This window comes from Mucilaginibacter gracilis, from assembly GCF_003633615.1.
Classification (GTDB): Bacteria; Bacteroidota; Bacteroidia; order Sphingobacteriales; family Sphingobacteriaceae; genus Mucilaginibacter; species Mucilaginibacter gracilis.
This window is the reverse complement of record NZ_RBKU01000001.1, coordinates 23,146-49,429: the sequence shown is the minus strand read 5'-3', so window position 1 is coordinate 49,429 and position 26,284 is coordinate 23,146. Positions and strand designations below refer to the sequence as shown.

15 protein-coding genes are annotated in these 26,284 nt (G+C 47.4%); all 15 read left to right on the top strand.

Going from position 1 to position 26,284, the window contains the following annotated elements; genetic code table 11:
• Positions 1-68: 68 nt before the first annotated feature.
• The 15 genes from BDD43_RS00160 (at position 69) to BDD43_RS00090 (ending at position 26,283) form a co-directional block, all read left to right on the top strand.
• Positions 69-2,009, top strand: coding sequence for a glycoside hydrolase family protein (locus BDD43_RS00160; protein WP_121195548.1), 1,941 nt, complete (start codon positions 69-71; stop codon positions 2,007-2,009).
• Between the two features lie 179 nt (positions 2,010-2,188).
• Entirely contained in the window at positions 2,189-2,539 is a 351-nt protein-coding gene (locus BDD43_RS00155; protein ID WP_121195546.1) for a hypothetical protein, read from the top strand.
• Between the two features lie 218 nt (positions 2,540-2,757).
• Entirely contained in the window at positions 2,758-4,032 is a 1,275-nt protein-coding gene (locus BDD43_RS00150) for an SGNH/GDSL hydrolase family protein (RefSeq protein WP_121195545.1), read from the top strand.
• A gap of 31 nt (positions 4,033-4,063) precedes the next feature.
• A complete protein-coding gene (locus BDD43_RS00145; protein WP_121195543.1) occupies positions 4,064-6,229 on the top strand; it encodes a glycoside hydrolase family 3 C-terminal domain-containing protein in 2,166 nt (721 codons plus the stop codon).
• A gap of 64 nt (positions 6,230-6,293) precedes the next feature.
• Positions 6,294-8,702 (top strand): glycoside hydrolase family 3 C-terminal domain-containing protein, encoded by a 2,409-nt coding sequence (locus BDD43_RS00140; protein ID WP_121195542.1) that lies wholly within the window; start codon positions 6,294-6,296, stop codon positions 8,700-8,702.
• 7 nt (positions 8,703-8,709) lie between these two features.
• Complete coding sequence (locus tag BDD43_RS00135; protein WP_121195540.1) at positions 8,710-10,689, top strand: beta-L-arabinofuranosidase domain-containing protein; 1,980 nt, start codon at positions 8,710-8,712, stop codon at positions 10,687-10,689.
• Positions 10,690-10,696: 7 nt separating this feature from the next.
• Positions 10,697-12,124, top strand: coding sequence for a GDSL-type esterase/lipase family protein (locus BDD43_RS00130; protein WP_121195539.1), 1,428 nt, complete (start codon positions 10,697-10,699; stop codon positions 12,122-12,124).
• Position 12,125: 1 nt separating this feature from the next.
• Positions 12,126-14,102 (top strand): sialate O-acetylesterase, encoded by a 1,977-nt coding sequence (locus tag BDD43_RS00125; protein ID WP_121195537.1) that lies wholly within the window; start codon positions 12,126-12,128, stop codon positions 14,100-14,102.
• Between the two features lie 278 nt (positions 14,103-14,380).
• A complete protein-coding gene (locus tag BDD43_RS00120) occupies positions 14,381-17,533 on the top strand; it encodes a SusC/RagA family TonB-linked outer membrane protein (RefSeq protein ID WP_121195535.1) in 3,153 nt (1,050 codons plus the stop codon).
• A gap of 10 nt (positions 17,534-17,543) precedes the next feature.
• Positions 17,544-19,412 (top strand): RagB/SusD family nutrient uptake outer membrane protein, encoded by a 1,869-nt coding sequence (locus BDD43_RS00115; RefSeq protein WP_121195534.1) that lies wholly within the window; start codon positions 17,544-17,546, stop codon positions 19,410-19,412.
• 26 nt (positions 19,413-19,438) lie between these two features.
• A complete protein-coding gene (locus BDD43_RS00110; protein WP_162846937.1) occupies positions 19,439-20,392 on the top strand; it encodes a DUF5017 domain-containing protein in 954 nt (317 codons plus the stop codon).
• 11 nt (positions 20,393-20,403) lie between these two features.
• The gene (locus BDD43_RS00105) at positions 20,404-21,819 is read left to right on the top strand and encodes an SGNH/GDSL hydrolase family protein (protein ID WP_121195531.1); all 1,416 of its coding nucleotides are present in this window, start codon (positions 20,404-20,406) and stop codon (positions 21,817-21,819) included.
• Between the two features lie 2 nt (positions 21,820-21,821).
• The gene (locus tag BDD43_RS00100) at positions 21,822-23,186 is read left to right on the top strand and encodes an SGNH/GDSL hydrolase family protein (protein ID WP_121195530.1); all 1,365 of its coding nucleotides are present in this window, start codon (positions 21,822-21,824) and stop codon (positions 23,184-23,186) included.
• 6 nt (positions 23,187-23,192) lie between these two features.
• Positions 23,193-23,984, top strand: a complete 792-nt coding sequence (locus BDD43_RS00095) for a GDSL-type esterase/lipase family protein (RefSeq protein WP_121195529.1) — start codon at positions 23,193-23,195, stop codon at positions 23,982-23,984.
• 22 nt (positions 23,985-24,006) lie between these two features.
• A complete protein-coding gene (locus BDD43_RS00090) occupies positions 24,007-26,283 on the top strand; it encodes an FAD-dependent oxidoreductase (RefSeq protein WP_121195528.1) in 2,277 nt (758 codons plus the stop codon).
• Position 26,284 lies beyond the last annotated feature (1 nt).

Sequence of the window (26,284 nt, the reverse complement as noted above, 5' to 3'; positions counted from 1 at the left end):
ATATGCTTCGGGTTAAAAGTTACCTGTAGCTCGGGGGGCTATATTTGGACGCCAATTTATCCCTCAAAATGAAATTTACCGGAAGAAGAAACTTTTTAAAATGGAGCGGTTTAGCCGCCTCGGGCCTGTTACTCCCACATCATGCTGATGCCCGTTTTAATTTCCCTGAAAATACCGTTTTGCGGGATCAAGGTGTCGCCCATATTCCCCATGATCCCGAAGACCTGCACAGTCTGGCATTTAACCTGCTTAAGCGCTGGGGTGACGGATTGCTGGCCCATCAGGTTAGCGACACGAACTTTACAGGTTTATATGGAGGTATATTATGCCCCGCATGCGCAAGCGTGCATGGCCGTAGCGCCGATGCCATATTACCGCTGATGTATCTAGGCCATCGTACAAAAGACCCCAAATATCAGCACGCTGCCATGGGCTTGTACGATTGGATGGAGGAGAAGGTAAGTATGCCGGACGGGTCATGGGTAAGCGAAATTGTCATCAGCGACTGGACCGGCATCTCCGTATTCACCGCGGTCATGCTGGCCGAAACCTTGACCCATTTTGGAGGTATGCTTGACAAAGCCACTAAACATAAATGGGAAGAAAGGCTAAAAAAAGCCGCTGAGTTCCTATATCGGGACTTTACCATCCACACCGGTAATATCAATTACCCGATCACTTGCAGTTACGCCCTGGCCTTAATCGGGACGTATTTCAACGAACCAAAATACCTGGCGAGAGGGAAAGCTTTAGCTCACGAGGGCTTGCAATATTTTACACCTAACGATCACCTGCTCTATGGCGAGGGGCATCCTGAAAAGGAGCCGACAGCCAAGGGCTGCTATTCGGTGGACCTGGGCTACAATGTTGAGGAATCATTACAGGCTTTGGTTTTATATGCGAAGCTAACCGGAGATCAAGAGGTTTTTGATACGGTTCTGCGCTCGATGAAGGCACATGCGGAATTTATGCTCCCGGATGGCGGCTGGGACAACAGCTGGGGGACACGTAATTTTAAATGGACCTACTGGGGAAGCCGTACGAGTGATGGCTGCCAGCCCGGCTACGCGATCATGGCGGAATATGACCCGTCTTTTTACCAGGTTGCTTTACACAATACGCAACTGCTGGACAGGTGCACGAAAAAGGGTTTATTGCATGGTGGCCCACATTATACCGATCATGGCGAATTGCCCTGTGTGCACCATACTTTCTGCCATAGTAAAGCCTTAACCACGCTTTTGTTGAAATCATCTCCGGCGAAGCAAAACACGGCCCAATTACCACGGCTGAAAGCTGATGATGTTGTAAAGGAATTCAAGGATATTCAAACCTGGCTCATTGCCAAAGGGGGCTGGCGCGGCACGGTTACCGCTTATGATGAGGAATACCTGATGAAATCCGGACACGCGTCAGGCGGAGCTTTAACGATGCTGTGGCATCAAAAAGTAGGCCCTGTTATCACTGCCAGTATGACCACCTACCAGCTGGTCGAAAATTTCAACATGCAAAGGGATAAGGATCCTTATTCTGTATGCCTTACGCCGCGTTTCCAGCTGACCGGAGATCAACATCTTTATACCAATATACACGATCTGAAAGCCACTGTAAAACATCAGGAAGTAAGGGGCGATATCCTGTTCGAAACCTTTTCGGCCTTGGTGGATGAGAGCCAGGCACCTTATGAAAAAACAGCGATAGGATGTAAGGTCAGTTACCGTTTTACAGCTGATCAATTCAAAATTACTGCGGTATGTGATGCAGATGATGCTTTACCTGTAAAATACATGTTGCCGGTAATTTCAGCAAGCGGCGAAAAATTAACCCGCGTATCGGACCGTGAACTCAGGATTGAAAAAGCGGGCGCTGTTTTACGTCTGGTGGCCAATGTACCCTTCGATATAGAACCAAGCCGCAACGGGCGTGTTTTCAATTTCGTACCCGGACTAGAGGCTGTTCCATTATCGTTCAGAGGAAAAAAAATAGAAGTCCTGATTACGATCATTTAAGGATGTTTGGGAATGTGGGCACGTTCCCATTAAATGGGCTCGTTCCCAATCCTTATAAAGGCTGTTCAGGGCTGTTAACTGTTGTCTTGTGGTTAAATTCGTATGGATAAACCAATAGCCCATACCATGGGTACTGATCAACCTGGAATTATTTTATGAATAATATAGTTGAATAAACGATGGATTACTTATTTATCGAGTATAAAAACGGATACGATGATGATGTCAATTCCCGTTTCTTCGATCATGATACGGAAAGCAGCGGCAGCGGCTCTGTCTTGAACGTACCCATAACGGAGGTGGAGGATTTTACCGTAAGAATGAAAAATGCGCTTTTGTTTATGGGGGTTTCTCATGTTGCACATCTGGTGAAGCTGTCCCGCGTGCAATTGATCACTGCCCCTGGCATCGGGGTCAAAGGGCGGTCCCTGGTCCAAAAATATCTTCAGGATATGCAGCTGGTTAACGTCGAAGAATCTACAGATGATCAAAAGACCTGGGAGCTTGGCGCGGCGAATCATGTTAACTAAAGGATAGCACCATGCACGTTTGGCTTAAATATGGGGATACAGGTCACAGCAGTTCGCTGGTTATGCGTTCTTTTTTAGATCAATCTTCCCCTGGGAATGATCACAAAACAAGCCGTCCGGCGCTGTTTCAAGCCAGGTACAGAAAGTTAGTTTTTATTCGCCTTTATATAAATTTTTCGGACCCCTACCAGTTTGTTTATTGGTAATATCAATAAAAAATGAAGTTAAAAATCATATCATCACTTGTTTTGCTTGCGGGCATGGTTACCCTGCTTTCAACAACGTTGAAAGCACAAACAGATACCCTGGATAATTTGCAGGAATTCAATGCGCGCAAAGGCCTGCCGAACTTTTTTGCTAAGGTAAAGTCAGGCAAGGCGGTTAGCATCGCTTACCTGGGGGGGAGTATAACGGCTGCGCAAGGCGGTTGGCGGGAGCAATCGTTAAAATGGTTTCAGGATCAATATCCGCAGGCTGAGATTAAACACATCAACGCGGGGGTAGGCGGAACCGGTTCCGACTTAGGTGTTTTCAGGGTGAAGAACGACGTGATTAACTTCCATCCCGACCTTGTTTTTGTCGAATTCGCAGTAAACGATGGCGGCCTGGCACCAGAACGTATTTATCAAACCATGGAAGGCATTGTCAGGCAAGTATGGCGTGCTGATGCCAAAACAGATATCTGTTTTGTATACACCTTGTCGGGTAATATGGTGCCGACCCTGCAGGCTGGAAAGCTTTGGCCGTCCATGCTTGCCATGGAACATGTGGCCCTGTTTTATGATATTCCATCGGTCAAATTTGGCCCCGAAGTTATTTCACTGATCAAGGACAACCGATTGATATTCCAGGGTAAACCCGAAGAAAACCTGGGTAAAATTGTTTTCTCTGTAGATAACGTACACCCCTTGGCCCAAACCGGACACAAAATTTACACCGAAGTGTTAACACGCTCCTTAAAGTTAATTCAAAACAATACCGAAACTTTTAAACATAAGTTAGGTAAACCCTACGTGGCTGATAATTGGGAGGAGGCGCAAATGATCTCAGTTAAAGCGTTAACCAAAACCGGCGACTGGCAGGAATTGACCGATGCGGATACGGTAGCGAAAACGTTCAGGTCAAAGTTTCCATGTCTGATTAAATCGGATAATGGGGGAGCCGCTATAAAAGTCAGGTTTAAAGGCCGGATGGCTGGTATTTACGATATCATGGGTCCGGGGAGCGGTCAGTACAGTGTAGTTAGCGACGGCGGGGCGCCCCAGTTATACACGCGATTTGACAAATATGGTACCTATTACCATTCCAATTATTTCTGTTTGCCCATGATGCCTCAGGGAGAACATGAGGTGGAATTTAGGGTATCAACACGGCCGCAGGATAAAATGGCCATTCTTAGAAAAGGCAACGGCATTATCGGTGATCTGGCTAAATACAACGAAAACTCCTGCTATGCAGGTTGGCTTTTGTTATTGGGAAAATTGAAAAATTAATTGAATAATACGATTGAATATAAATAACAATATGAAAATAAACATGCTAGGCTACGCTACTGTTTGCGCGGTCATCTTTTGTATCACTACAGCTACGGCCCAAACCAAACCGGCCATGATATCGGACGCCAGGATTAAAGCGCTCATCAGGAGAATGACCCTGGAAGAAAAAATTGGAATGCTGCATGCTGACTCCAAATTTTCCTCGCCGGGTGTAAAGCGGCTGGGAGTGCCGCAATTGATGAGCGACGATGGCCCCCTGGGTGTGAGGGAAGAAGTCAAAGACGACTGGGCACCGGCGGAACTAACCACCGATTCAGCCACTTTTTTCCCTAACGGCTCAGCACTGGCCGCTACCTGGAGCCCTGCCCTGGCGCGCCGTTTTGGTGTGGCTTTAGGGGAAGAAACCCGTGCCCGCCATAAGGATGTGATCTTGGCGCCGGCCTTTAACATCACCCGTACACCGCTCAATGGGCGCACGTATGAATATTACTCCGAAGACCCGTTCCTTAATTCGCAGCTGGCCGTAGCTGCAGTTGCCGGGATCCAAACACAAGGAGTAGCAGCCTGCGTCAAACATTATGCGGTTAACAACCAGGAAACAGACCGCCGCAAGGTCAACGTATTGGTCAGCGAACGTGCTTTACAGGAGATATACCTGCCTGCATTTAAAGCCGCAATAACCAAAGGTAATGCCTGGGTGATTATGACGGCTTACAATAGATTTAGGGGCGATTTCTGTTCGGAAAGCAGCTATCTGCTCCAAGATTTATTACGCAGGCAATGGGGTTTTATGGGGGTCGTGATGTCGGATTGGGGCGGTACGCACAGTAGTGTAAAAGCGGCTAAAAATGGCTTGGACGTTGAGATGGGAACAGATAAACCCTATGGCGAGTATTACTTTGCCAAACCTCTGATTGATTCGGTGAGGTTGGGCTATGTGAGCGAAAAACTGATTGACGAAAAAGTGTATCATATGCTCTGGGTCATGTACCATACGAGTATGAATCGCAGTAAACCTACCGGTAGTTTAAATACTGCTTCACATGCTAAAGCCGCCTATGATATCGCCTCAGAAGCTATTGTATTGTTAAAGAACGAAAAGAACCTGTTGCCGCTCAATACTGCGGTAATCAAAAGCCTGGCTGTTATCGGCGATAACGCAACACTGCAATTTCACCGCGGTGGTATCGGAGCCGGGGTGAAAGCACGGTACGAAGTTACTAATCTGCAGGGTCTCAAAAATAAATTCGGTCGTCAGGTTGATATTCAATTTGCGCAAGGTTACGCTCCGGATTATGGTGCTAAATACACTGACGAACAAAAAGAAAAGGCCGAAAAACCGAACTGGGACCTGATCAAACAAGCTGCTGATCTTGCTAAAAACCGGGATGCTGCCATTGTATTTATTGGAGGGAACCGGGAGTATGAGAGTGAAGGGCACGACAGGACAACGCTTCACCTGCCATTTGCCGAGCAGGAGTTGGTGAATGCTGTATCGGCTGTCAACGCCAATACCATTGTGATCGTGGTTGGCGGAGCGCCTTATGATCTGAACGAGATCAAAAAAAACAACCACACAATCGTATGGCAATGGTATAACGGCTGTGAGGGTGGGAATGCTTTGGCCGACGTATTGAGCGGCAAAGTAAATCCATCAGGCAAAATGCCGTTTACGTTTCCGGTAAAGCTTGAAGATTCTCCGGCACATGCCTTGCATACTTTTCCATACGATAACCTCAATGCAGATTATAAAGAAGGTATTTTGGTTGGTTATCGTTGGTTTGATAGCAAAAAGATCGAGCCCTTATACCCTTTCGGTTATGGCTTATCGTACGCTAACTATGTTTATTCTGGCCTGTCTGCCGATAAGGGTGCCTACAAACCCGGCGAAAAGATCACCCTGACGGTACAGTTGAAAAATACCGGTAAATACGGAGGTAAAGAGGTTGTACAGTTATACGTGGCCAAAGAGAACTCGGAAGTTGAGCGTCCCGAAAAGGAACTGAAAGCATTCACTAAAGTATGGGTGGGTGCTGGTAAACAGGTGGCTGTAAAAATCCCTGTATATGTCAGCGATCTGGCTTTTTTTAACGAAAAGACAATGAAATGGGAAGTTGAACCGGGTAAATATAAATTCCTGGTTGCAAGTTCATCAAAAGATGTCAGGCAAACAAAAGTGATAACGGTTAACTAAGAGGCTACCGTTAAGTGGATTAAGATGTGTATTGCAGGACACCGTTAAACGAACCGACAAAAATATGGCTAAAAGAACGCTTTTAATGATAACCGTAGTGGTGAGCAGCTGTACAATGTTGTTTGCGCAGCAACCTAATATATATAGAAAGGGCTGGATAGATTTTAATAAAAATGGTAAAAAGGACATATTTGAAGATCCCGCCCAGCCAATTGAAAAAAGGGTAGCCGATTTGCTGGCTCAAATGACATTGGATGAAAAAACATGCCAGACTGCTACACTCTACGGCTATGGGCGCGTTCTAAAGGACGAACTGCCTACCCCGGGATGGAAGAACGAGATCTGGAAGGACGGTATCGCCAATATCGACGAGGACCTCAACAGCCTGGCCTATAACAGCAAGGCCCAAACACAGTTTTCCTATCCGTTTAGTAAACATGCCTGGGCCATCAATATTATTCAGAAATGGTTTGTTGAAGAAACGCGTTTAGGCATCCCTGTCGATTTTACCAACGAAGGTATCCATGGCTTATGCCATGACAGGGCTACACCTTTTCCCGCACCGATCAATATAGGTAGCACCTGGGATAAAGCTTTGGTACGTAAAATGGGAAACATTGTAGGTGCCGAAGCCAAAGCCTTGGGTTATACCAATATCTATACGCCGATACTGGATCCTGCGCGTGACCAGCGCTGGGGCCGCGTACCGGAATGTTATGGCGAGTCTCCGTTTTTAATAGCCGAATTAGGCAAGCAAATGGTATTGGGCGTTCAGGAGCAGGGGGTAGCATCTACCCTTAAACATTATGCCGTTTACAGCGTGCCTAAAGGAGGGCGCGATGGCGATGCCCGTACCGATCCGCATGTGGCGCCGAGGGAACTGCATCAATTGTATTTATACCCATTCCGCAGGGTGATAGAGGAAGCTGCGCCAATGGGTGTCATGAGCAGTTATAATGACTGGGACGGTGTGCCGATAACGGGGAGTCATTATTTTTTGACCGAACTTTTACGTCAGCAATATGGCTTTACCGGCTATGTGGTATCGGATAGTGAGGCTTTGGAATTTCTATACCGAAAACACCACGTAGCCGAAGATTACAAAGCTTCGGTTAAACAAGCGATCGAAGCAGGCCTCAACGTGCGTACAAACTTTACCTGGCCCGGCGATTATATTATGCCCTTACGGGAGTTGGTGAACGAAGGTAGTGTATCGATGAAGACCCTGGATGCCTGCGTAGGGGATGTGCTGCGTGTTAAATTCAAGCTTGGCTTATTTGACCAGCCTTACGTTGCTGATACAGTGGCAGCGAATAAAATCGTACATTCCGCGGCAAGCGAAGCTTTGGCGCTCGAAATGAACCGGAAATCAATGGTATTGTTAAAGAACGAACATAACCTGCTGCCCCTGGATGTGAGTAAACTTAAAAATATCCTGGTAACAGGCCCCCTGGCTACAGAAGGAAATTATACAACGAGCCGATACGGACCATCAAATAACAAAGTGATTACGGTACTGGAAGGCATTACCAATTATGTAGGCGCAAAAGCCAAAGTTGGTTACGCCAAAGGCTGCGAGGTGACCGACGCTACCTGGCCGGAAAGCGAGATTATACCAACACCCTTAAGCAAAACCGAGCAAAACGGTATTAACGAAGCAGTCGCCAAAGCCAGGCAGGCCGATGTGATCATAGCTGTTGTCGGCGAAAGCGAAAAGCAGGTAGGCGAGGGTCTTTCGCGTACCTGCTTAAATTTACCCGGAAGGCAATTACAGTTGCTTATGGCCTTACAAGCCACCGGCAAACCGGTGGTTATGGTCATGATCAACGGCCAGCCGCTTACCGTGAACTGGGAAGACAGGTATATTCCTGCGATACTCGAAGCCTGGTTTCCCGGCCCGCAAAGTGGCAGGGTAGTGGCCGAAACCTTGTTTGGCGACAACGATCCCGGTGGCAGGCTGACGGTCACATTCCCAAAAACCGTAGGGCAAATCGAGTATAATTTTCCGTTCAAACCAGCTTCGCAAGCAGGGCAGGCGAGCAGCGGCAACAATGGTTATGGTAAAAGCAGCGTGAACGGCGCCCTATATCCTTTCGGCTTTGGTTTGAGCTATACCGAATTCGCATATAGCGATCTGGAGGTAGACGCAGAGATCATTAAACCCAATGCCGATATCCATATATCGGTGCAAATCAAAAACATCGGGAAACGCAAAGGAGACGAAGTGGTGCAGCTATACTTGAAAGACGTAGTGAGCAGCGTGACTACTTATGATTATGATCTGCGCGGTTTTGAGCGGACCAGCCTTGAACCTGGCGAGACCCGTACCTTGAAATTTACCTTGCATCCAGATGATTTGGCATTGCTGGATAAAAATATGAACTGGACGGTTGAGCCCGGTAAATTCCGGGTGATGGTGGGAGGCTCATCAACCGATTTGAGATTGAGCAAGGAGTTTACAGTTATAAATTAAAATACTTATGAAAAAGCTATTTTTACTGATCACGATTTTCGCCATGGCCTGCCTTGGGATATTTGCGGTAAAACCGCCTTTAACTCGGGTGGAGCCGACCGATGAACTGGTGCCCCGTTTCGATAAATTCCGCGAAAGCCCTATGACGGCTAATTCCGCAAAAGGTTGGCTTCTTGAATATCTAAACCGTCAGCGTTCGGGTTTGACCGGGCATCCTGATGTGTTATCGTATCCGTTCAATACCTGCCTTTGGGCCGGTAGTATCGAACGTATCGGCGAAAAACATGGTGACAACTGGTGGCGTTACGAACAAACCGCTTATTATACAGACGGATTATTGCGTTTAGGTTTTGAATTGAACGATGCTGAACTGATAGCCAAAGGCCGCGCCGGGATCAACTACACGCTGGAACATGTACAGCCTAACGGCAGGCTTGGGCCGGGATTATTCGTCAGCCAATGGCCCATCGCTGTATTTTTCAGGGCCATGGAAGCCGAATATATGGCTACCGGCGATCCAAAGATCATTGCGGCCCTGCACAAACATTATTTAAGTTATACCCCTGAAGAACTGGGCAAGTTTAAACGTGCCATTGTCAACATTGAGGGTGCTTTATGGACCTACGGGAAGACAGGTGATCAAAAGCTGCTCGACCTTTCAGAGAAAGCTTACGCCCTGGGCGGTTTTGAATTGAATCTGAAAAACTCCCTTTCTCCCGATAGTGTTGTATTGCACGGCGTTACCTATATGGAGATGGCTAAATTGCCTGCTATCCTATATGCGTTTACCGGAAAAAAGGAGTACCTGGATGCCGCTGTTAACGTGATGAGAAAACTGGATCGTGATCATATGTTGCCCGATGGCGTACCCAGTTCGAGCGAGTTTTTGGCCGGTAAGAACCCTTTGCACAGCCACGAGACCTGCGACATCACTGATTATACGTGGGCGGTTGGGTATCTGTTGATGGCAACTGGCGATGCTACCTGGGCCGACCATATCGAGAAGGCTGTATTCAACGCCGGACCGGGTTGTGTGTCGAAGGATTTTAAACAGTTGCAATATTTTTCAAGCGTTAACCAGTTCATCGCCACAGGTAACTCTAACCAGAACAAATTCATGCACGGCTCTACCTGGATGGCCTACTGGCCTTGCCACGAAACTGAATGTTGCGCGGGCAATGTTCACCGGATGATGCCTAATTACGTGGCGCGGATGTGGATGCGCGATGCGAAAGGTAACCCGATAGCTGCGCTATACGGCCCGTCGGAAGAAAAAGTAGTGTTGAACAGTGGCCAACAGGTGATTATTAAGGAAGCAACAAGCTATCCGTTCTCGGATCTGATCGGCTTTACTTTTGAAACTGAAAAACCTGTTGATATGCCGTTTATGTTCCGCATTCCTGGCTGGTGTTCATCGCCATCGGTAACCATCAATGGTAAACCGTATGTTGCTGCGCTAAAGAGCGGAACATTTGTTACAATAAACCGCAAATTTACCAAAGGCGATAAAATCACGCTGCAATTACCAATGGATGCCAAGCTGGTCAATGCTGGGCAGGGTGTTACTGTAGAACGCGGCCCTCTATTGTATGCCTTTGCCATTCCCGAAAAGGTAAAAACCGATACCGCTACATATGCTAATCTGGGTGGCAAGCATTCACCCGATCCGAACTTCCCGGCCCTGGATATCCGCCCTGCCGGGAACTGGAACTATGCTTTGGCTGTAAATGAAGCCAGCTTCAGTCAAAAGATCGAGGTTATTAAGACAGGCAGTACAGGCTATCCCCTGGATCCGGGCAAATCACCGGTCATCATCAAGGTTCCGGCCAGGAAAGTTAAGCAATGGACCTTATTGGAAAACAGGTTCACACCTGAATTGCCAGCTCCCGGTCAGTTTGATACTGAAAAGACGATCCATAGGATAACCCTGGTACCTTATGGCAGCACCAGGCTGCGCATCACCGAATTCCCAACCACAATCAACTGATACGACGATGAAAAAGCTGCATTTTAAACCGATCATTACACTCATTCTCCTTTTAACGGCGACCTGCGCATGGTCCCAAACGATCAAAGTGGCCTGCATCGGTAATAGTATTACAGCAGGAGCAGGGATTACGCATCCTGAGCTCAATTCGTACCCCGCGCAGTTACAAGCTTTATTGGGAAACGGGTATCAGGTAACCAATTATGGCGTGAGCGGCACTACTTTACTTAAAAAGGGGAACAACCCCTATTGGATAAATTCCAGATATAAAGAGGCTTTGGAAAGTAAGCCCGATATCGTTTTTATCAAATTAGGGACAAACGATAGCAAAGCCGTTAACCGCCCGTTTTTGGGTAGTTTTAAAAACGATTATAACGAGCTGATCCGGTCATTCGCGCAATTGAGTTCCCGTCCGCGCATCGTGCTTTTGCTGCCCCTGCCTTCATTTAAAACGGACTCCAATAGTATTTATGACCCGGTGATCAAGACCAGGATTATCCCGCTTATCCAGCAAGTGGCCTATCAGGATAGTTTGGAAGTGATCGACATGCATTCGCTGTTTATCAATAAACCTGAATTACTTCCCGATGGTATACACCCGCAAAGGGAAGGCGCATCCCTTATAGCCAGTCGGTTGTACCAGCTGATCAGGCAAAAACGCGATACCATTTTTAATATCTCGGCTAATTTACCCAATCCCGAAAAAGTGTCCTCTTTTTACGGATACGTATGCGCCGACTTCAGCTTTAACGGCCGGAACTGCAAGGTCGTGAAACCCAAATGGGCCGCCGCCGGGCATCCATGGGTATGGCGCGCGCGTTTTTGGGGGCACGAGCCACAGGCCGATATCGCCTTGCTCGAACACGGTTTCCATATTGTTTATTGCGATGTAGCTGAACTTTACGGTAATAAGGAAGCCGTTAACTTATGGGATAAATATTACGATCTGATGCGTAAAGCGGGCCTGGCGAAAAAGGTAGTATTGGAAGGGATGAGCCGCGGCGGGGTTTACCTGTATAACTGGGCCGCCGAAAACCCTAAAAAAGTTGCCTGCGTATATGCCGATAACCCGGTACTTGATCTCAAAAGCTGGCCCGGCGGCAAAGGCAAAGGTCCTGGTAGCAAGGCCGACTGGCTCAAGGTACAAACCGATTACAACCTGAAAACACCCGAAGGCGAAGCTGCTTTTGCTAACAGCCCGATCAATAAAGTGAAACAGATCGTCAAAGGACATTATCCTATGCTGCACTTATTAGCCGATGCGGATGAGGTGGTACCACCAGAAGAAAATACCATCCCTTTCGAACAGAGAATTAGGGAGTTGGGCGGGAATATTGTGGTATATCATAAGCCAGGCTTTAAACATCACCCGCATAGTTTACCTAACCCAAGCATGATTGTGGATTTTATTTTAAAGAATACCGGAATAAACTGATATGAAACACTACCGATCCCTATTGACCATCATCCTGTTCACCTTTAAATTGGGTGTGGGGGGCGCGAACGCGCAACTCGTCCCGGAAGGTTCGCAACAAGATCCTGTGAAAGGCTTGAGCCTTGCCAAAATATTCAGCTCGAATATGGTATTGCAGCAGGGTAAAGCCAATGCTATCTGGGGCTTCGCCCGTCAGGGCGAAGCCGTCACCATTCATTTTGCGGGTAAGGTCATTAAAACCAAAGCAGGTACCGATGGTAAATGGAAAACCATTTTACCGGTGATGGATTATGGGGGCCCTTATACCATGCGTATCGAGGGCGATAACAGGATCGAACTGACCAATATCATGATCGGCGAGGTATGGGCTTGTACCGGTCAATCCAATATGGGCCTGCAGGTGTCGTCGGTAGATCATTCGGAACAAGAAATAGCCGGGGCCAATTATCCCAAGATCAGGTTATTTAGCGTACCGAGCCGTTTATCGCAGTTCCCGCAGGATGACCTGGAAGGCGGGCACTGGGTAGAATGTTCACCAGCAACGGTTGGGAAATTTTCGGGAGTGGGCTATTTCTTTGGGCGCGCGCTGCATCAAAGGCTCAACGTGGCCATTGGCCTCATCAGCAGTAATGTGGGCGGCACTTCCGCCGAGATCTGGTCGAGCCCTGATAATATGTTGCAGGACCCTGATTTTAGCGGGCCTGTCAAAAAGCTTCAAAGCATTGATCTTGTTAAACAAAAGCAAGACAGGGTGGAACATATCACCCGGTTCGCGGGCGAATTCCCAACAAAGGATAAAGGATTGCTGGGCGGAGTAGCGGTGTACGCTGCACCTAACCTGGATATCAGTACCTGGAGTAACCTGCAAGTACCTGCCGCCTGGGACCCACTTTTCGTCGGTGTGGGCTGGAGCCGGAAAGAGTTTATGCTGACGAAAGAAGAGGCTTTGCAACCTATTGAAATACATTTATCCCGTATTGATGATGATGATATCAGTTATATCAATGGTGAGCAAATAGGGGCGACTTTAAACGTAGGTGACAGGGTATATCGAGTACCTGCTCAGTTTTTGAAGGAAGGCCGTAATTTGCTTACGGTACGCATATTAAACCGTAGTGGTATCGGCGGCATGTGCGGCAAAGCCGAAGATATGTTTATTTTAAGCAGCGCAGGTAAGCAAAGCCTTGCCGGTACCTGGAAGTTCAAACTTTCGGAAATATTGCAGCACGGGCTGGATATCCAGAAAAATGACTATCCCACCATTTTGTATAACGGTATGATCAGCCCATTGATCCCTTTTGGTATCAGGGGTATCATCTGGTACCAGGGCGAAGGCAATGCAGGGCGGGCGCAGCAATATGCCCGTATCTTCCCCAACCTGATCAGGGATTGGCGCGCGCATTGGGGGCTGGGCGATATCCCGTTCCTGTTCGTATCGCTCGCTAATTACACCAGGCCGCCCTTACAGCCATCCGAAAGTAGCTGGGCCGAGATAAGGGAGGTACAAACGGCTACACTGGCCTTACCCAACACAGCCATGGCCATTGCTATGGATACCGGCGACGGGAACCTTCATCCCCCTAACAAGCAGGATGTGGGAGCGAGGCTTGCTTTGGATGCGCTGGCGACCATCTATCATCAGCATGTGGTTTACTCAGGCCCGCTATACAAAAGCATGGCTATAGTGAACGGTGTTGCTCAAATTACCTTTAACACCATGGGCAGCCGTTTACAAAGTAAGGATGGTGATATGGATATCCGTGGATTTGCGGTAGCCGGCAGCGATCATCACTATTACTGGGCTAAGGCTAAAATAACGGGCGATAATACCATTAGCGTTTGGAGCGAAGAGGTTAAGGAACCCTTAACGGTACGCTACGCATGGGCCGATAATCCCGGGAGCCTTAATTTGTATAACGATGCAGGCTTACCTGCCATTCCTTTCAGAACGGATAACCCGATCGTTATCCATCCATAACCTACAATACATTCCCCTTAATTTTTAGCCCCTTCGCCGGCATCCTGGCCTGGCGCAGGGTTGCCATCAGTTTTCCTATAGGCTTTCCTGTTTTCGCTTCAATAATTACCTTTCGGTCATTCTTTGAAATTGATCCGTTGTCTCCTTACTTTTGGTAGCGTTCCCAAAAAATGGGAACATTCCCAAGTAGATAAGGCGTCCGGAAAAAGGATGTGGATGTGATACGCAGCTATATTTGGTGACCAATTATCAGTACCCAATTTAATTAAACCCAAATTATGATGAAACCTGTTTACTTTTTTAAGTTTTCCAGATTCTCTTTGCGATTTTTGGCCTTATGGCTATTGCTCCTGGCTGTGGTTTCCCACGCTTCAGCGCAAACCAAGGGCGAAAAAATCATCTCAGGAGTTGTCAAGGGCTCAGACGGTGAAACGCTGGCCGGTGTGACCGTGAAAATCAAGAGCGCCCCAAATGTTGCCGTCTCAACCGATAAAGCCGGCAAATATACCATTAAAACTACCGTTGATAATCCGGTATTGGTTTTCAGCTTTATCGGTTACGTTAATATTGAACTTTCCGCGAATGACCGCCGGGTTATCAATGCGACCCTTAGTGAAGATACTCACGGCCTCAACGAAGTGGTAGTTATCGGCTACGGGACTTCCAGGAAAAAGGATCTTACCGGGTCGGTTTCCGCGGCTAATATGGCCGATCTTGATAAGGCTCCTGTCAAATCTATCGATGATGCATTGGCCGGCCGATTAGCAGGTGTGCGTGTCAGCTCATTCGACGGTCAGCCTGGATCAAGCACCAGTATCGTTATCAGAGGGGCCAATTCGATTACAGGCAGCAATACTCCGTTATATGTTGTCGATGGTTTTCCTATAGAGAACTTTGACCTGAATTCCATCAGTCCTAATGATATCGCCTCGCTTGATGTGCTGAAAGATGCCTCTTCGACAGCGATATACGGTGCAAGGGGATCTAACGGGGTAATTATCATTACCACCAAACGGGGTAAAGTAGGTAACCCTGAGGTGAATTACAATGCCTATTATGGTACGCAAAAAGACCTGCGCCGTGTCGCGGTGTTGAGCCCCTACGAGTTCGTAAAATTGCAACTGGAAATTTCACCCACACTTTACGGTGCTGAATACACCACCGGTGCGGGCAAAACGCTCGATGATTACAAAAATGTGGCGCCTATTGATTGGTACGGCATGGTTTTCCGTACCGGGATCAATCAGAATCATAACCTATCGATCAGAGGGGGGACGGATAAAACACAATATTCGATCAGCGGTTCGATACTGAGCCAGGATGGTATCATTATCAATACGGGTTACAAGAGGTTCCAGGGGGCGATCACGATAGACCAGAAGCTTTCCGATAAGTTAAAGGTCGGCCTGATGGTTCGCGTGAGCAGTAGCAAACAATTTGGTAATCCGGCCAGCGCTAATGGCGGCTATTCTGCTTTTATGCCGAATTTATGGGGTTACCGGCCGGTACAGGTTGATCCCAATATTGATATTACCACGCAACTGCAGGACCCCGATATCGGTGGCGCGCCACCCCGGGTGAACCCCTTTCTACAGGCCCAGAATGCTTTCGATCAAACCATCGGTACCCCGGTATTTGCAACTGGAAGTGTTGATTATGCACTGTTTAAAGACCTGCGGCTGCATGTGGCCGGCGGTGTGAATAATGTGAGTAACGAACACGACCAGTTTTTCAATTCGCTTACCTATGCCGGCGCAAGTATAGTCGGCAGTATCAAGGGAGTTAACGGTGCTGTTTCCAATTCCAAGGTTTCAACGCTATCGAACGAAGATCAGCTGAATTACAGCAAATCCTTCAACGGCCATACAGTAAGCGCGACGATCGGCTATTCCCTTCAAACGACCAGGCAAACGACCAACGGCTCTTCCGCTACTTTCCTGCCGAACGAATCTTTAGGTATCAGCGGCCTGGACGAAGGTACGCCTGGTACCGTGATCGCTACATCAAGCAATTATGCGCTGCAGTCTTATCTGGCCCGCGTCAATTATAACTATAAGTCGAAATATTACCTCACCGGTACCTTCAGGGCGGATGGTTCATCCAAATTTCCCCCTAAAAACAAATGGGGTTATTTCCCTTCCGGCGCATTTGCTTACCGTGTTAGCGCAGAACCTTTCATGAAGGCTTTGCCTTTTATTTCGGACGCAAAGTTCCGGGCAAGCTATGGCGCCATTGGTAATAACGGCATACCTCCGTATTCCTATTTCTCCACCCTGAATTTTACGAGTGCTTACTACTCATTCGGGAATGCTACGCCGAGCCAGGGTGCCATCTCCAGTACCCTGACCAACCTCGATCTGAAGTGGGAAACTACAAAGGAAGCCGACCTGGGTTTAGACCTTGAGCTTTTAAAGGGCAGGATAAGTTTAACAACCGATTATTACCACAAAGTAACATCGGACCTGCTTTTGAACGCCTCATTGCCCATTACAACAGGTTATTCTCAGGCTATTAAAAACGTAGGGTCTGTTTCCAATACAGGTTTGGAATTCACCTTAAATACAATCAATATCGCCAAAAGCAAGTTCCAATGGTCGTCCAGCTTCAATATATCGTTCAATAAGAATAAAGTGCTGGCGCTTACCCAAAACCAAGAATCCATAACAACTACGGGTGTCAACGGGGTGTCCATCCCTTATTATATTGCCAAGGTAGGCCAGCCGATCGCATTGTTCTACGGCCTGATTTACGACGGGGTTTACCAATACAGTGATTTCGATAAATCTACGAACGGTACCTATGTTTTAAAATCAAGCGTGCCATCCAACAACACGGCCGCGACACGGGGTAACATTAAACCGGGTGATATCAAGTTTGTCGACCTGAACCATGACGGCATCACCAATGCTAACGATTATGCGATCATCGGCAATCCCAACCCGGATTTTACGGGTGGTTTTACCAATACGTTCAATTACAAAGGATTTGATTTAAATATCTTCTTCCAGTTTGTTTACGGTAACCAGATCATGGATAACAATATCCTGGTTTTCGAAAACGGTTCGAATGCGAATACCAACCAGTTTGCAACCTTTGCCAACCGCTGGACGCCGACCAATACGGACACCAATATCCCCCGTGCAGGCGGTGCTACTACCAATTACAATTACAGCCGGGATATCGTGGACGGATCTTACCTGTCTTTCAAAACGGCGTCATTGGGCTATACTTTACCAAAATCTGCACTTGATAAAGTTGGCGTGCGTAGTTTACGTGTCTATGTTTCTGCGCAAAATATTTACATGTTCACCAACTACCCGGGTAGCAGTCCTGATGTGTCTGTAAGGGACAGCCCGCTGACACCGGGTTTTGATTTTTCCTCGTACCCGCCGGCACGCGTTTTAGTTGCCGGATTGTCACTTACATTTTAATTTTTTGATCATGAAGAAGATAATCATATTAACGATCATTTTATCCAGCCTTTGTTCCTGCCAAAAGATGCTTGATGCTACACCAACGGATTTTCTGGCTGCTGAAACTTATTTTACCAACGAAACGCAATTACAATCTGCCCTTACCGCTGTATATGACCAGCTCCAAAAGGGAGGCATGTTCGGGAGCGCGTTTACTGGTGCGACGAGCCCCGATGGCATGTCTACCAGCTTGAACCTAAGTGATGAAATGTATTTTGCGTCGAGCGGTACAGGTACGCGTGCCTTAACCTATAGTTCAAGCGACCCGTTGATATTCGCTATCTGGTCTGCCTGTTATGTGGGGATTCAGCGGGCCAATATCGTGCTGGCCAATATCAATAAGCCGACCATGGACGAAGGCCACCGGGCGATAGCTAAAGGTGAAGCTATGTTCCTGCGGGCTTTTTTCTATTTTATCCTCGCTGAGAATTTTGGGGATGTACCGCTCCGGACAGCTCCTACCCAATCGGTATTAGACGTCAACATTGCCCGTACGCCATTAAAACAAGTGTATGAGTTTATCATCAGTGAAATGACTACGGCAGAGGGACTTGTTGCGCCGGCTACAGCTTACGCTTACAACGAAAGGATCACCCAGTCAACTGTGAGAGGGATTTTGGCGCGTGTTTGTTTATACGCAGCAGGGTTTCCTAATAATGATGTTAGCAAATACGCACTTGCCGCTTCTTGGGCGAAAAAGGTAATGGATTCGGGTTTACATCAGCTCAATGCTTCTTACAGCCAGGTATTCATCAATATGGTGCAGAATCTTTACGATACGAAAGAAAGCCTGTGGGAAATTGGTTACTATACTACGGGCCAGGGTGATACCTATACTGAATATGCGCCAGGGCTCAGCGTTTTTTTGGGTGTCACGCAAACGAATTCCGCTTACCCGCTGGTTACAGGTGCATACAGGATCCATCAACGTGTGTATAATTATTACGAAAAAGATCCCAATCTGACTGATCCGTTAATACCTGATAAATCGTTGGACCTGCGAAGGGATTGGGCCATCGCTCCGTTTAAATATACCAGCAATAACCAGGCTACCGGTAAAGCCTATTATACGGCCGCCCAGATCTATGACAGGCAGCCCAACAAGTTTGACCGCGCATATGAGCTGACAGGCGCCCGTTTCCAAAGCAGTACACCGACTAATTTTTCCATGCTGCGTTATTCGGATGTGTTGCTCATGTTCGCCGAAGCCGATAACGAGGTTAACGGGCCCACCACAGCCGGCGTGAATGCGGTCAATCTGGTAAGGGAGCGTGGTTACGGTAAATTATTGAACGGAGAAGGGGTTAAACAGTTAAGCATCGCCAATGCGGGTACCGGCTACACAACCGCGCCGACCATCACCATTAGCGGTGGAGGGGGCAGTGGGGCTACAGCGACGGCCACGGTTTCGGGCGGCAAAATAACCTCGGTAACCATGACCAATCACGGTACCTTTTATACATCAACCCCTACAGTAACGATCAGCGGAGGCGGGGGAACCGGCGGCGTGTTGACCCCTTCGCTGCAATTGTTAGCTGATGCGGATCTCAAAGCTCCGGCTTACGCTGACCAGGCTACCTTCAGGCAAACCATACAGGATGAGCGCGCGCGCGAACTTTGTTTTGAGGGCTGGAGAAAACTTGACCTGGTACGCTGGGGTATTTATATATCAACCCTGCAATCCGTAACTGCGGAAGATAATATCAATGCGCCTTCAACCTATAAGGCTTTTGCGGTACTGCCGGGCAACCTGATATCGCCAACTTATCTTTTACAGCCTATACCGGCTAATGAGATCTCTTTAAATAACTTGATTAAGCAAAATCCGGGATGGTAAGCTATTCACCGGTTAATTATAAGTATATGAAAAAAATAGTATTTACCGCCATTGCAGCTATCGCGCTTTTTGGCACAGGATGTCTCAAAATCAAAGAAAAAGAGGTTGCACCAGATTTCAATGTCACCGTGGATAAAACCACCTGGGCGGTGGGTTCCACAGTTACCTTCCACCTGTCGGGCAACCCGGATTATATTACGTTCTTCTCCGGAGAACAGGGGTTAAATTATGCTAACCTGAACAGGTACAACGCGGCCGGTACCCCGAAATTGCAATTTACTTCGGCACGTAATGCGGGTACCCAGGCCAATTCTTTATTGGTGCTGGTGTCGAGTAATTTCGCGGGTATGGGAATCGATTCGGCAACGACAGCTAAAAATATCGCGGCCGCCACATGGACAGATATCACCGGCCGGGCAACCCTGGCTACAAGCGCGACCGCTGTAGCCTCCGGCGCCATTGACCTATCGGATTTCCCCGCAGATAAGCCGGTATATATCGCCTTCAGGTACCTGGCAACAACAGGGGCTATCCAAAATAAATGGACGATCACGGGACTGACCGTGACGAATACGCTGGCCGATGGCAGTGTATACACGATTGCTAACCTGAATTCGACCGCGATCACCAATTATGGCGTAGCGACGGTATTCAGCCCCGGCTGGGTGCCCTTCCGGCTGAACAACACAGCAAACTGGGTCGTTACCGCGGGTACATCGCTCGTGGTAACCGGTGCGGCGACTGCCGCTACGGCAACGGTGGCGATAGACGATTGGGCTTACAGCGGCGGCATCGTGCTTAATAAAGTGTCAAACGATGTCGGTACTTTTGTCAAAGAATCATCAGCCCGGTTGGCCAGCAACGATTATACATATACTTTCAAGACCGCGGGCACTTACGTGGTTACCTTTACGGCCGCCAATGCCAGTGTTTACGGCAACGAGGAAGTGGTTAAACAGATTACGCTTACTATACAATAAAAACCAGGTTAATGGGATTAAACAAAAGGATCAATAAACTTTGCGGACGGCGGACTATTTTCTATGCCCTGTTGGCCTTTATGCTCATGCTTGGTTTTCCCCGGTCCTTGCGAGCTCAGCAGCCTGTTTTTAAAAAAGGGGACCGGGTTTGCTTTGTGGGTAACAGCATCACTTATAACGGCGGCTTCTTTCACCAAATCGCTCTATATTATGCCACTCGGTACCCGGATATGGACCTGGAAATGATTAATTGCGGTGTGCCGGGAAATGTAGCGGCGCAGGTTATAGCCCGTATGGATAGCGATATCCTGGCGAATAAACCTACGATTTGTGTTCTGAAGCTTGGCATGAACGATGTCGACAAAACATTGTACACCAAACAAGCTGGCGCGGAACCCGGCATCGAAGCCCGTCGCCAGCAGGCCTTGGACACTTACCAGAAAAACTATGAATCCATTATTCAAACCTTGTTAAAATACTGCGGCCGAGTGATCTTGCAAACGCCTACGATTTATGATGAAACCGCGGCTTTGGCCGATGTTCGCTTACCCGGGCGCAATCACGCGCTTAAAAAGTGCGCCGCCATCGTAAAGGAATTTGGTGTGAAATATAATTTGAAAGTAGTTGACTATTGGGGGCCGATGGATGAAATAGGCCGCAAATATCAACAGGCGGATTCCACCCGTACCATCATAGGGCCGGATAGGGTGCATCCCGGAGCCATGGGCCATTTTATCATGGCTTACGAGTTTCTTAAATCTACGGAGTTCCGCCAGGAGGTGTCCTCGCTTCAACTGAGCGCAGTGCACTTAACAGGGCCTGTTCAGGTTAATGGAATGGTTACTGCAATTCAATACCAAGATGGTGGGATCAGTTTTAACTGGAAGGAAGGCGCCTTGCCTTTCCCGGTAGCCGATGACGCGAAACCGGCTTTAGAACTGGTACCCTTTATACCAGAGCTGAACCGGGAAAATCTGAAAGTGACCGGCTTAAAAGCAGGGAATTACCAGATATTAGTCGATGGCAAACAGGCTGGTACTTATAGTGGTACCCAGCTATCCGCAGGTATTAACCTGTCGCAAAATAGCCATACACCACAATATGCGCAATCCGTAAGGTTGCTGGGCTTGTTCCAGGAGCTTTGGCAATTGGAAAGTAAAGTAAGGTACGTTAGGGCGCTGGAAGCCGGGCGGATGCGCGCCCGTAATTATTCGGTTGCCGGCGCCGAAGATTTTTTTGCTAAACAGATAACTGCGGCGAAAGATACCACCACAACGGCCTACAAAAATCTCCTCAGTTTTCAAAAAGACTATATGCCGGTAAAAAGGCAGCAGGCCGATATGATTCTTAAGATGAAAGCACTGCACGGGCAGATCTACGTCGAAAATAAACCGGTGGCGCACCATTACGAAATTATAAAGCAATAAGCATGTACCGTTACTGTAAATATAGCTGTTCTATCATTGCTTTAGCTTTGAGCGCTTGCAGCGGGTTAAAGAACACCCGGCAGGCCAATATTTTTAACCGGCAAGACGCAATTGCCGCCAGCCAGGCCGGGGCATCGCCTTTGTTTTTTGAAGCTGGGCTATTGCCGGAGGGCCAGCAGGTATCCGGTTATAGCAATGATAAAGAATTGATTAGCAGGAACGGCTTGCCTAATTTTTTTAATAAAGTTAACGCGGGTAAACCGCTAACGATCGCTTTTATCGGCGGGAGCGTCACTCAGATGGACAATAAGTACCGTAACCAAACGGCCAAATATATCCGGGCGCTGTATCCTAAAAGCGCGATCAGGTTTATGAATGCCGGCGTGTCCGGTTCGGGTACCGACTTGGGGGCTTGCCGTATACAAAACCAGGTGCTGAATTATAAACCAGACCTGTTGTTTGTCGAATTCGCGGTCAATGGTTCTTATTTGCCGGGTTTGGAGGGCATAATTCGTGAGGTTATCAAAAATGATCCCGGGACTGATATCTGCCTGCTTTACGCGATCATGAGCGGGCAGAGCCAGTTGTATATGAAGGGCGAAGAGCCGGCCAATATTTTAGAACTGGAAACGTTGGCGGATCATTACCATTTGCCGGCCATCCATTTGGGGTGGGAACCATCCGCACTGGAAGCGCAAGGCAAACTGATCTTTAAACCTGATCCGAAGGTTACGGATAAACCTGTATTCTCTGACGGTATACATCCCACAGAATTTGGCGGGTATATCTATGCGGGCGCTATTGTCAGATCGCTTAATAAAATGCAAAGTGTCGGGTCGGCTAAAAAACACGTGCTGCCCGCACCAATGATTAAAGACAACTGGGAAGATGGTAAAATGCTTGGTCTGGAGCAATTGACCTTTAGTTCGGGCTGGGAAAAGATAGACCCTAAAACCAACGCCAACTTAAAACAATTTGCACCCTGGTTCTCCTACGTCATGCAGGCAGATCGGCCAGGTTCTTTTTTCTCATTTAGTTTTAAAGGTAATAAGATCGGTGTTTTTGATATCGGAGGGCCTGAAGTTGGCCAGCTTGATCTAGTTGTGGACGGGAAAAAGCTGAAGTCATTGAACAGGTTCAGTCATTGGTGTAATAACCGTTACCGGGGACAGTATGATTTTGTTGATGTACCCTACGGCGAGCACCAGGTGCAGTTGGTGATCTCGTCAGAGATCCCGGATAAAAAAGCATTATTAGGGACCAATCAACTTGCCGACATTACGGCCAACCCGGATAAATACAACAAATGCGTTATATGGCTCGGTAAAGTACTGATCCGGGGCGAATTAATAAAAAACATTAATTGATCGGGGATGAAAAGCTATAAATACCTCCTTTTTTTACTGGCTTTATTTGTACTGCCGTGTGAGGCACAAAATAAGATCAGGGTCGCCTGTATTGGCAACAGTATCACTTACGGCTATCTGATCCCGGATAGGGAACATAACTCGTACCCGGCGCAGTTGCAAGCTTTGCTTGGTGATCGTTACGAGGTAATGAACTTTGGATCGAGCGGGAAGACCGCTTTACACGCTGGTGGCAATGCTTACATCGACACGAAACAATACCAGGACGCGTTGGCGAGCAAGGCCGATATCATTTTCATTAAGCTCGGTACCAATGATAGCCGGCCTTACTACCGTAAATATATCGATAGCTTTTACACTAATTATAAAGCTTTAGTGCAGCAGTTTAAAATGCTGGCCTCAAGCCCGCGCGTTGTGCTCCTATACCCAGTTGTGAATTATTTAAACCCTAAGCCGGGCGATGATTATAATATGGATATTCCAAATTTAATTATCCCTGTAATTCAACAAGTTGCAGCGGAGGAACACTGCGAAATGATTGATTTGCATTCCCTTTTAATTGGTCATCCCGAAATGTTTAAAGACAAGCTGCATCCGGATTCAGCGGGCGCCGGCATGATAGCGCGTAGGTTATATCAGTTTTTGGTTCCCGCTAAAAAGTCAGGTGCCATTCGTCATCAACATATAAAAAGCTATAAAGAGCTGGTTTTGTTTAATGGAAACGTTCCCAAGCTTTGGAAACGTTCCCACAATGTTTATCGCCGTAATCAAAGAAAGGCCTTTGAGAATACTATTTAATTTGTGGCATAGTTAAGCTGACATGATAAAAGAGAATTTTACATCTTCGAGGGAATTAAAGGTTGAGCGCATGACTGCCAACCTTGTTATCGTTGGCGGTGGCCTTGCCGGTGTATGCGGCGCCGTTACGGCGGCACGCGCCGGGTTAAAAGTGGTATTGGTGCAGGACAGGCCTGTCCTGGGCGGTAATTCTTCGAGCGAGGTTAGACTGTGGATATTAGGCGCGACATCGCATATGGGCAATAACAACCGTTGGGCGCGCGAAGGCGGACTGGTTGATGAAATATTAGTTGAAAATACTTATAAAAACCCGGAGGGTAATCCGCTGATATTTGACGTTATTTTATTAAATAAAGTGGTAAGCGAACCCAATATCACTTTATTGTTAAACACTTCGGTGCATAGTTTGTTAAAATCTGACGATCGTACCATTTCGCAGGTGAACGGTTTTTGCAGTCAAAATTCAACCGAGTATGAATTAAGGGCGCCTTTATTTTGTGATGCATCAGGCGATGGTATCATAGGCTTTTTATCCGGTGCTTCATTTAGGATGGGAGCAGAAAACCGGCAAGAGTTTGATGAAAAATTCGCGCCATCAAAGGCGTATGGGGAGTTATTGGGCCACAGCCTTTATTTTTATAGCAAGGATAGCGGAAAACCTGTAAAATATCATGCTCCGGACTTTGCCATGGCCGATATTACACAGATACCCAAGTTCCGGTCTTTTAATACAAAAGACTACGGTTGCAAATTATGGTGGCTTGAATATGGGGGGCGCTTAGATACTATACACGATACCGAAAAAATTAAATGGGAGCTGTGGAAGGTGGTTTACGGTGCCTGGAACTATATCAAGAACTCGGGCGAGTTTCCGGAAGCTGAAAATTTGACCCTGGAGTGGGTCGGTATGATACCCGGTAAACGCGAAAGCCGCCGTTTTATGGGCGACTATATCATCAAGCAACAGGATATTATTGCCCAGCGCGCACATGATGATGCGGTGGCTTACGGAGGATGGTCAATAGATCTGCATCCCGCTGACGGAATCTTCAGTGAAAAGCCCGGCTGTAACCAGTGGCACAGTAAAGGGCTTTACCAGATCCCTTACCGTAGTTTATACAGTAAAGATATCAATAACCTGTTTTTAACCGGGCGTATTATCAGCGCTACACATGTGGCTTTTGGTTCTACAAGGGTAATGGCTACAGGGGCCTATTGCGCGCAGGCCGTTGCATTGGCGGCTCAATTGTGTAAGGACAAGGGCCTTGTGCCGGCTGATATTTACAATAAGGGTTTGATAGGTGAACTACAGCATAATCTGTTGAAAAATGGTCAACATATACCAGGTATAGTTTTGAAAGATAAGGACGACTTGGTTCAATTTGCAAAATTAAGCGCCTCAAGCGAACTCGTATTAACAGAATTGCCGGAAGGTAACAGCAGGCGCGAACTGGATATTGACGTCGCGCAAATGCTACCGTTTGGCAAAGGGGAAGTACCCGCTATTGTATTTCATGCCGATTCGGACGGGTATGGTGAATTAGAGGTAGAGCTTCGTCTGAGTGGCAGGCAGGGAAATTTCACACCTGATGTGACCGTAGCCAAACAAACTTTTAATATACAGCCGGGGCGTAATTGCATTCAGGCAGATTTTTCAGTGCAATTAGAGGATGATACATACGCTTTTCTAACCTTTCTGAAAAATCCTTTAGTTAAACTGTATCGCTCTCATCAGCGTGTCAGCGGTATATTATCGGTATTTAATCTTGTCAATAAAGCGGTATCAAATTATGGAAAACAGGTGCCTCCGGAAGATATCGGGGTTGATGAGTTTGAATTTTGGTGCCCTGAGCGCCGCCCGGAAGGGCAAAATATAGCTTTAAAAATAGAGCCCGGCCTGGCTGTTTTTGGCATTGAAAATATTAGGAATGGGATTGACAGGCCCGTTACTCAGCCGAACGCCTGGGCCGCTGATCTAAATGATGCTGAACCTGCCATTACGGTGCAGTGGGAGATACCGCAACAGATCAATAAAATAGAGCTCTGGTTTGATACCGATTTTGATCATCCCATGGAATCTGTGCTCATGACACATCCGGAAACGGTTATGCCATTCTGTGTCCGTAATTATAAAATATGTGATGATCATAATAAGGTGATATATTCCAAAACAGGCAACTACCAGTCGCGCAATACGATCCGGTTCGATAAACCGATTACCACCAGTAAACTTACGATAGTGGTAGAACACCCATCGGCAAATGTGCCGGCCGCGGTTTTCGCAATCAGGTGTTATTAGG

Excerpts from the sequence above, each read along its gene's own strand:
- BDD43_RS00160 (WP_121195548.1), top strand. The coding sequence starts at position 69 with ATGAAATTTACCGGAAGAAGAAACTTTTTAAAATGGAGCGGTTTAGCC.
- BDD43_RS00155 (WP_121195546.1), top strand. The coding sequence starts at position 2,189 with ATGGATTACTTATTTATCGAGTATAAAAACGGATACGATGATGATGTC.
- BDD43_RS00150 (WP_121195545.1), top strand. The coding sequence starts at position 2,758 with ATGAAGTTAAAAATCATATCATCACTTGTTTTGCTTGCGGGCATGGTT.
- BDD43_RS00145 (WP_121195543.1), top strand. The coding sequence starts at position 4,064 with ATGAAAATAAACATGCTAGGCTACGCTACTGTTTGCGCGGTCATCTTT.
- BDD43_RS00140 (WP_121195542.1), top strand. The coding sequence starts at position 6,294 with ATGGCTAAAAGAACGCTTTTAATGATAACCGTAGTGGTGAGCAGCTGT.
- BDD43_RS00135 (WP_121195540.1), top strand. The coding sequence starts at position 8,710 with ATGAAAAAGCTATTTTTACTGATCACGATTTTCGCCATGGCCTGCCTT.
- BDD43_RS00130 (WP_121195539.1), top strand. The coding sequence starts at position 10,697 with ATGAAAAAGCTGCATTTTAAACCGATCATTACACTCATTCTCCTTTTA.
- BDD43_RS00125 (WP_121195537.1), top strand. The coding sequence starts at position 12,126 with ATGAAACACTACCGATCCCTATTGACCATCATCCTGTTCACCTTTAAA.
- BDD43_RS00120 (WP_121195535.1), top strand. The coding sequence starts at position 14,381 with ATGATGAAACCTGTTTACTTTTTTAAGTTTTCCAGATTCTCTTTGCGA.
- BDD43_RS00115 (WP_121195534.1), top strand. The coding sequence starts at position 17,544 with ATGAAGAAGATAATCATATTAACGATCATTTTATCCAGCCTTTGTTCC.
- BDD43_RS00110 (WP_162846937.1), top strand. The coding sequence starts at position 19,439 with ATGAAAAAAATAGTATTTACCGCCATTGCAGCTATCGCGCTTTTTGGC.
- BDD43_RS00105 (WP_121195531.1), top strand. The coding sequence starts at position 20,404 with ATGGGATTAAACAAAAGGATCAATAAACTTTGCGGACGGCGGACTATT.
- BDD43_RS00100 (WP_121195530.1), top strand. The coding sequence starts at position 21,822 with ATGTACCGTTACTGTAAATATAGCTGTTCTATCATTGCTTTAGCTTTG.
- BDD43_RS00095 (WP_121195529.1), top strand. The coding sequence starts at position 23,193 with ATGAAAAGCTATAAATACCTCCTTTTTTTACTGGCTTTATTTGTACTG.
- BDD43_RS00090 (WP_121195528.1), top strand. The coding sequence starts at position 24,007 with ATGATAAAAGAGAATTTTACATCTTCGAGGGAATTAAAGGTTGAGCGC.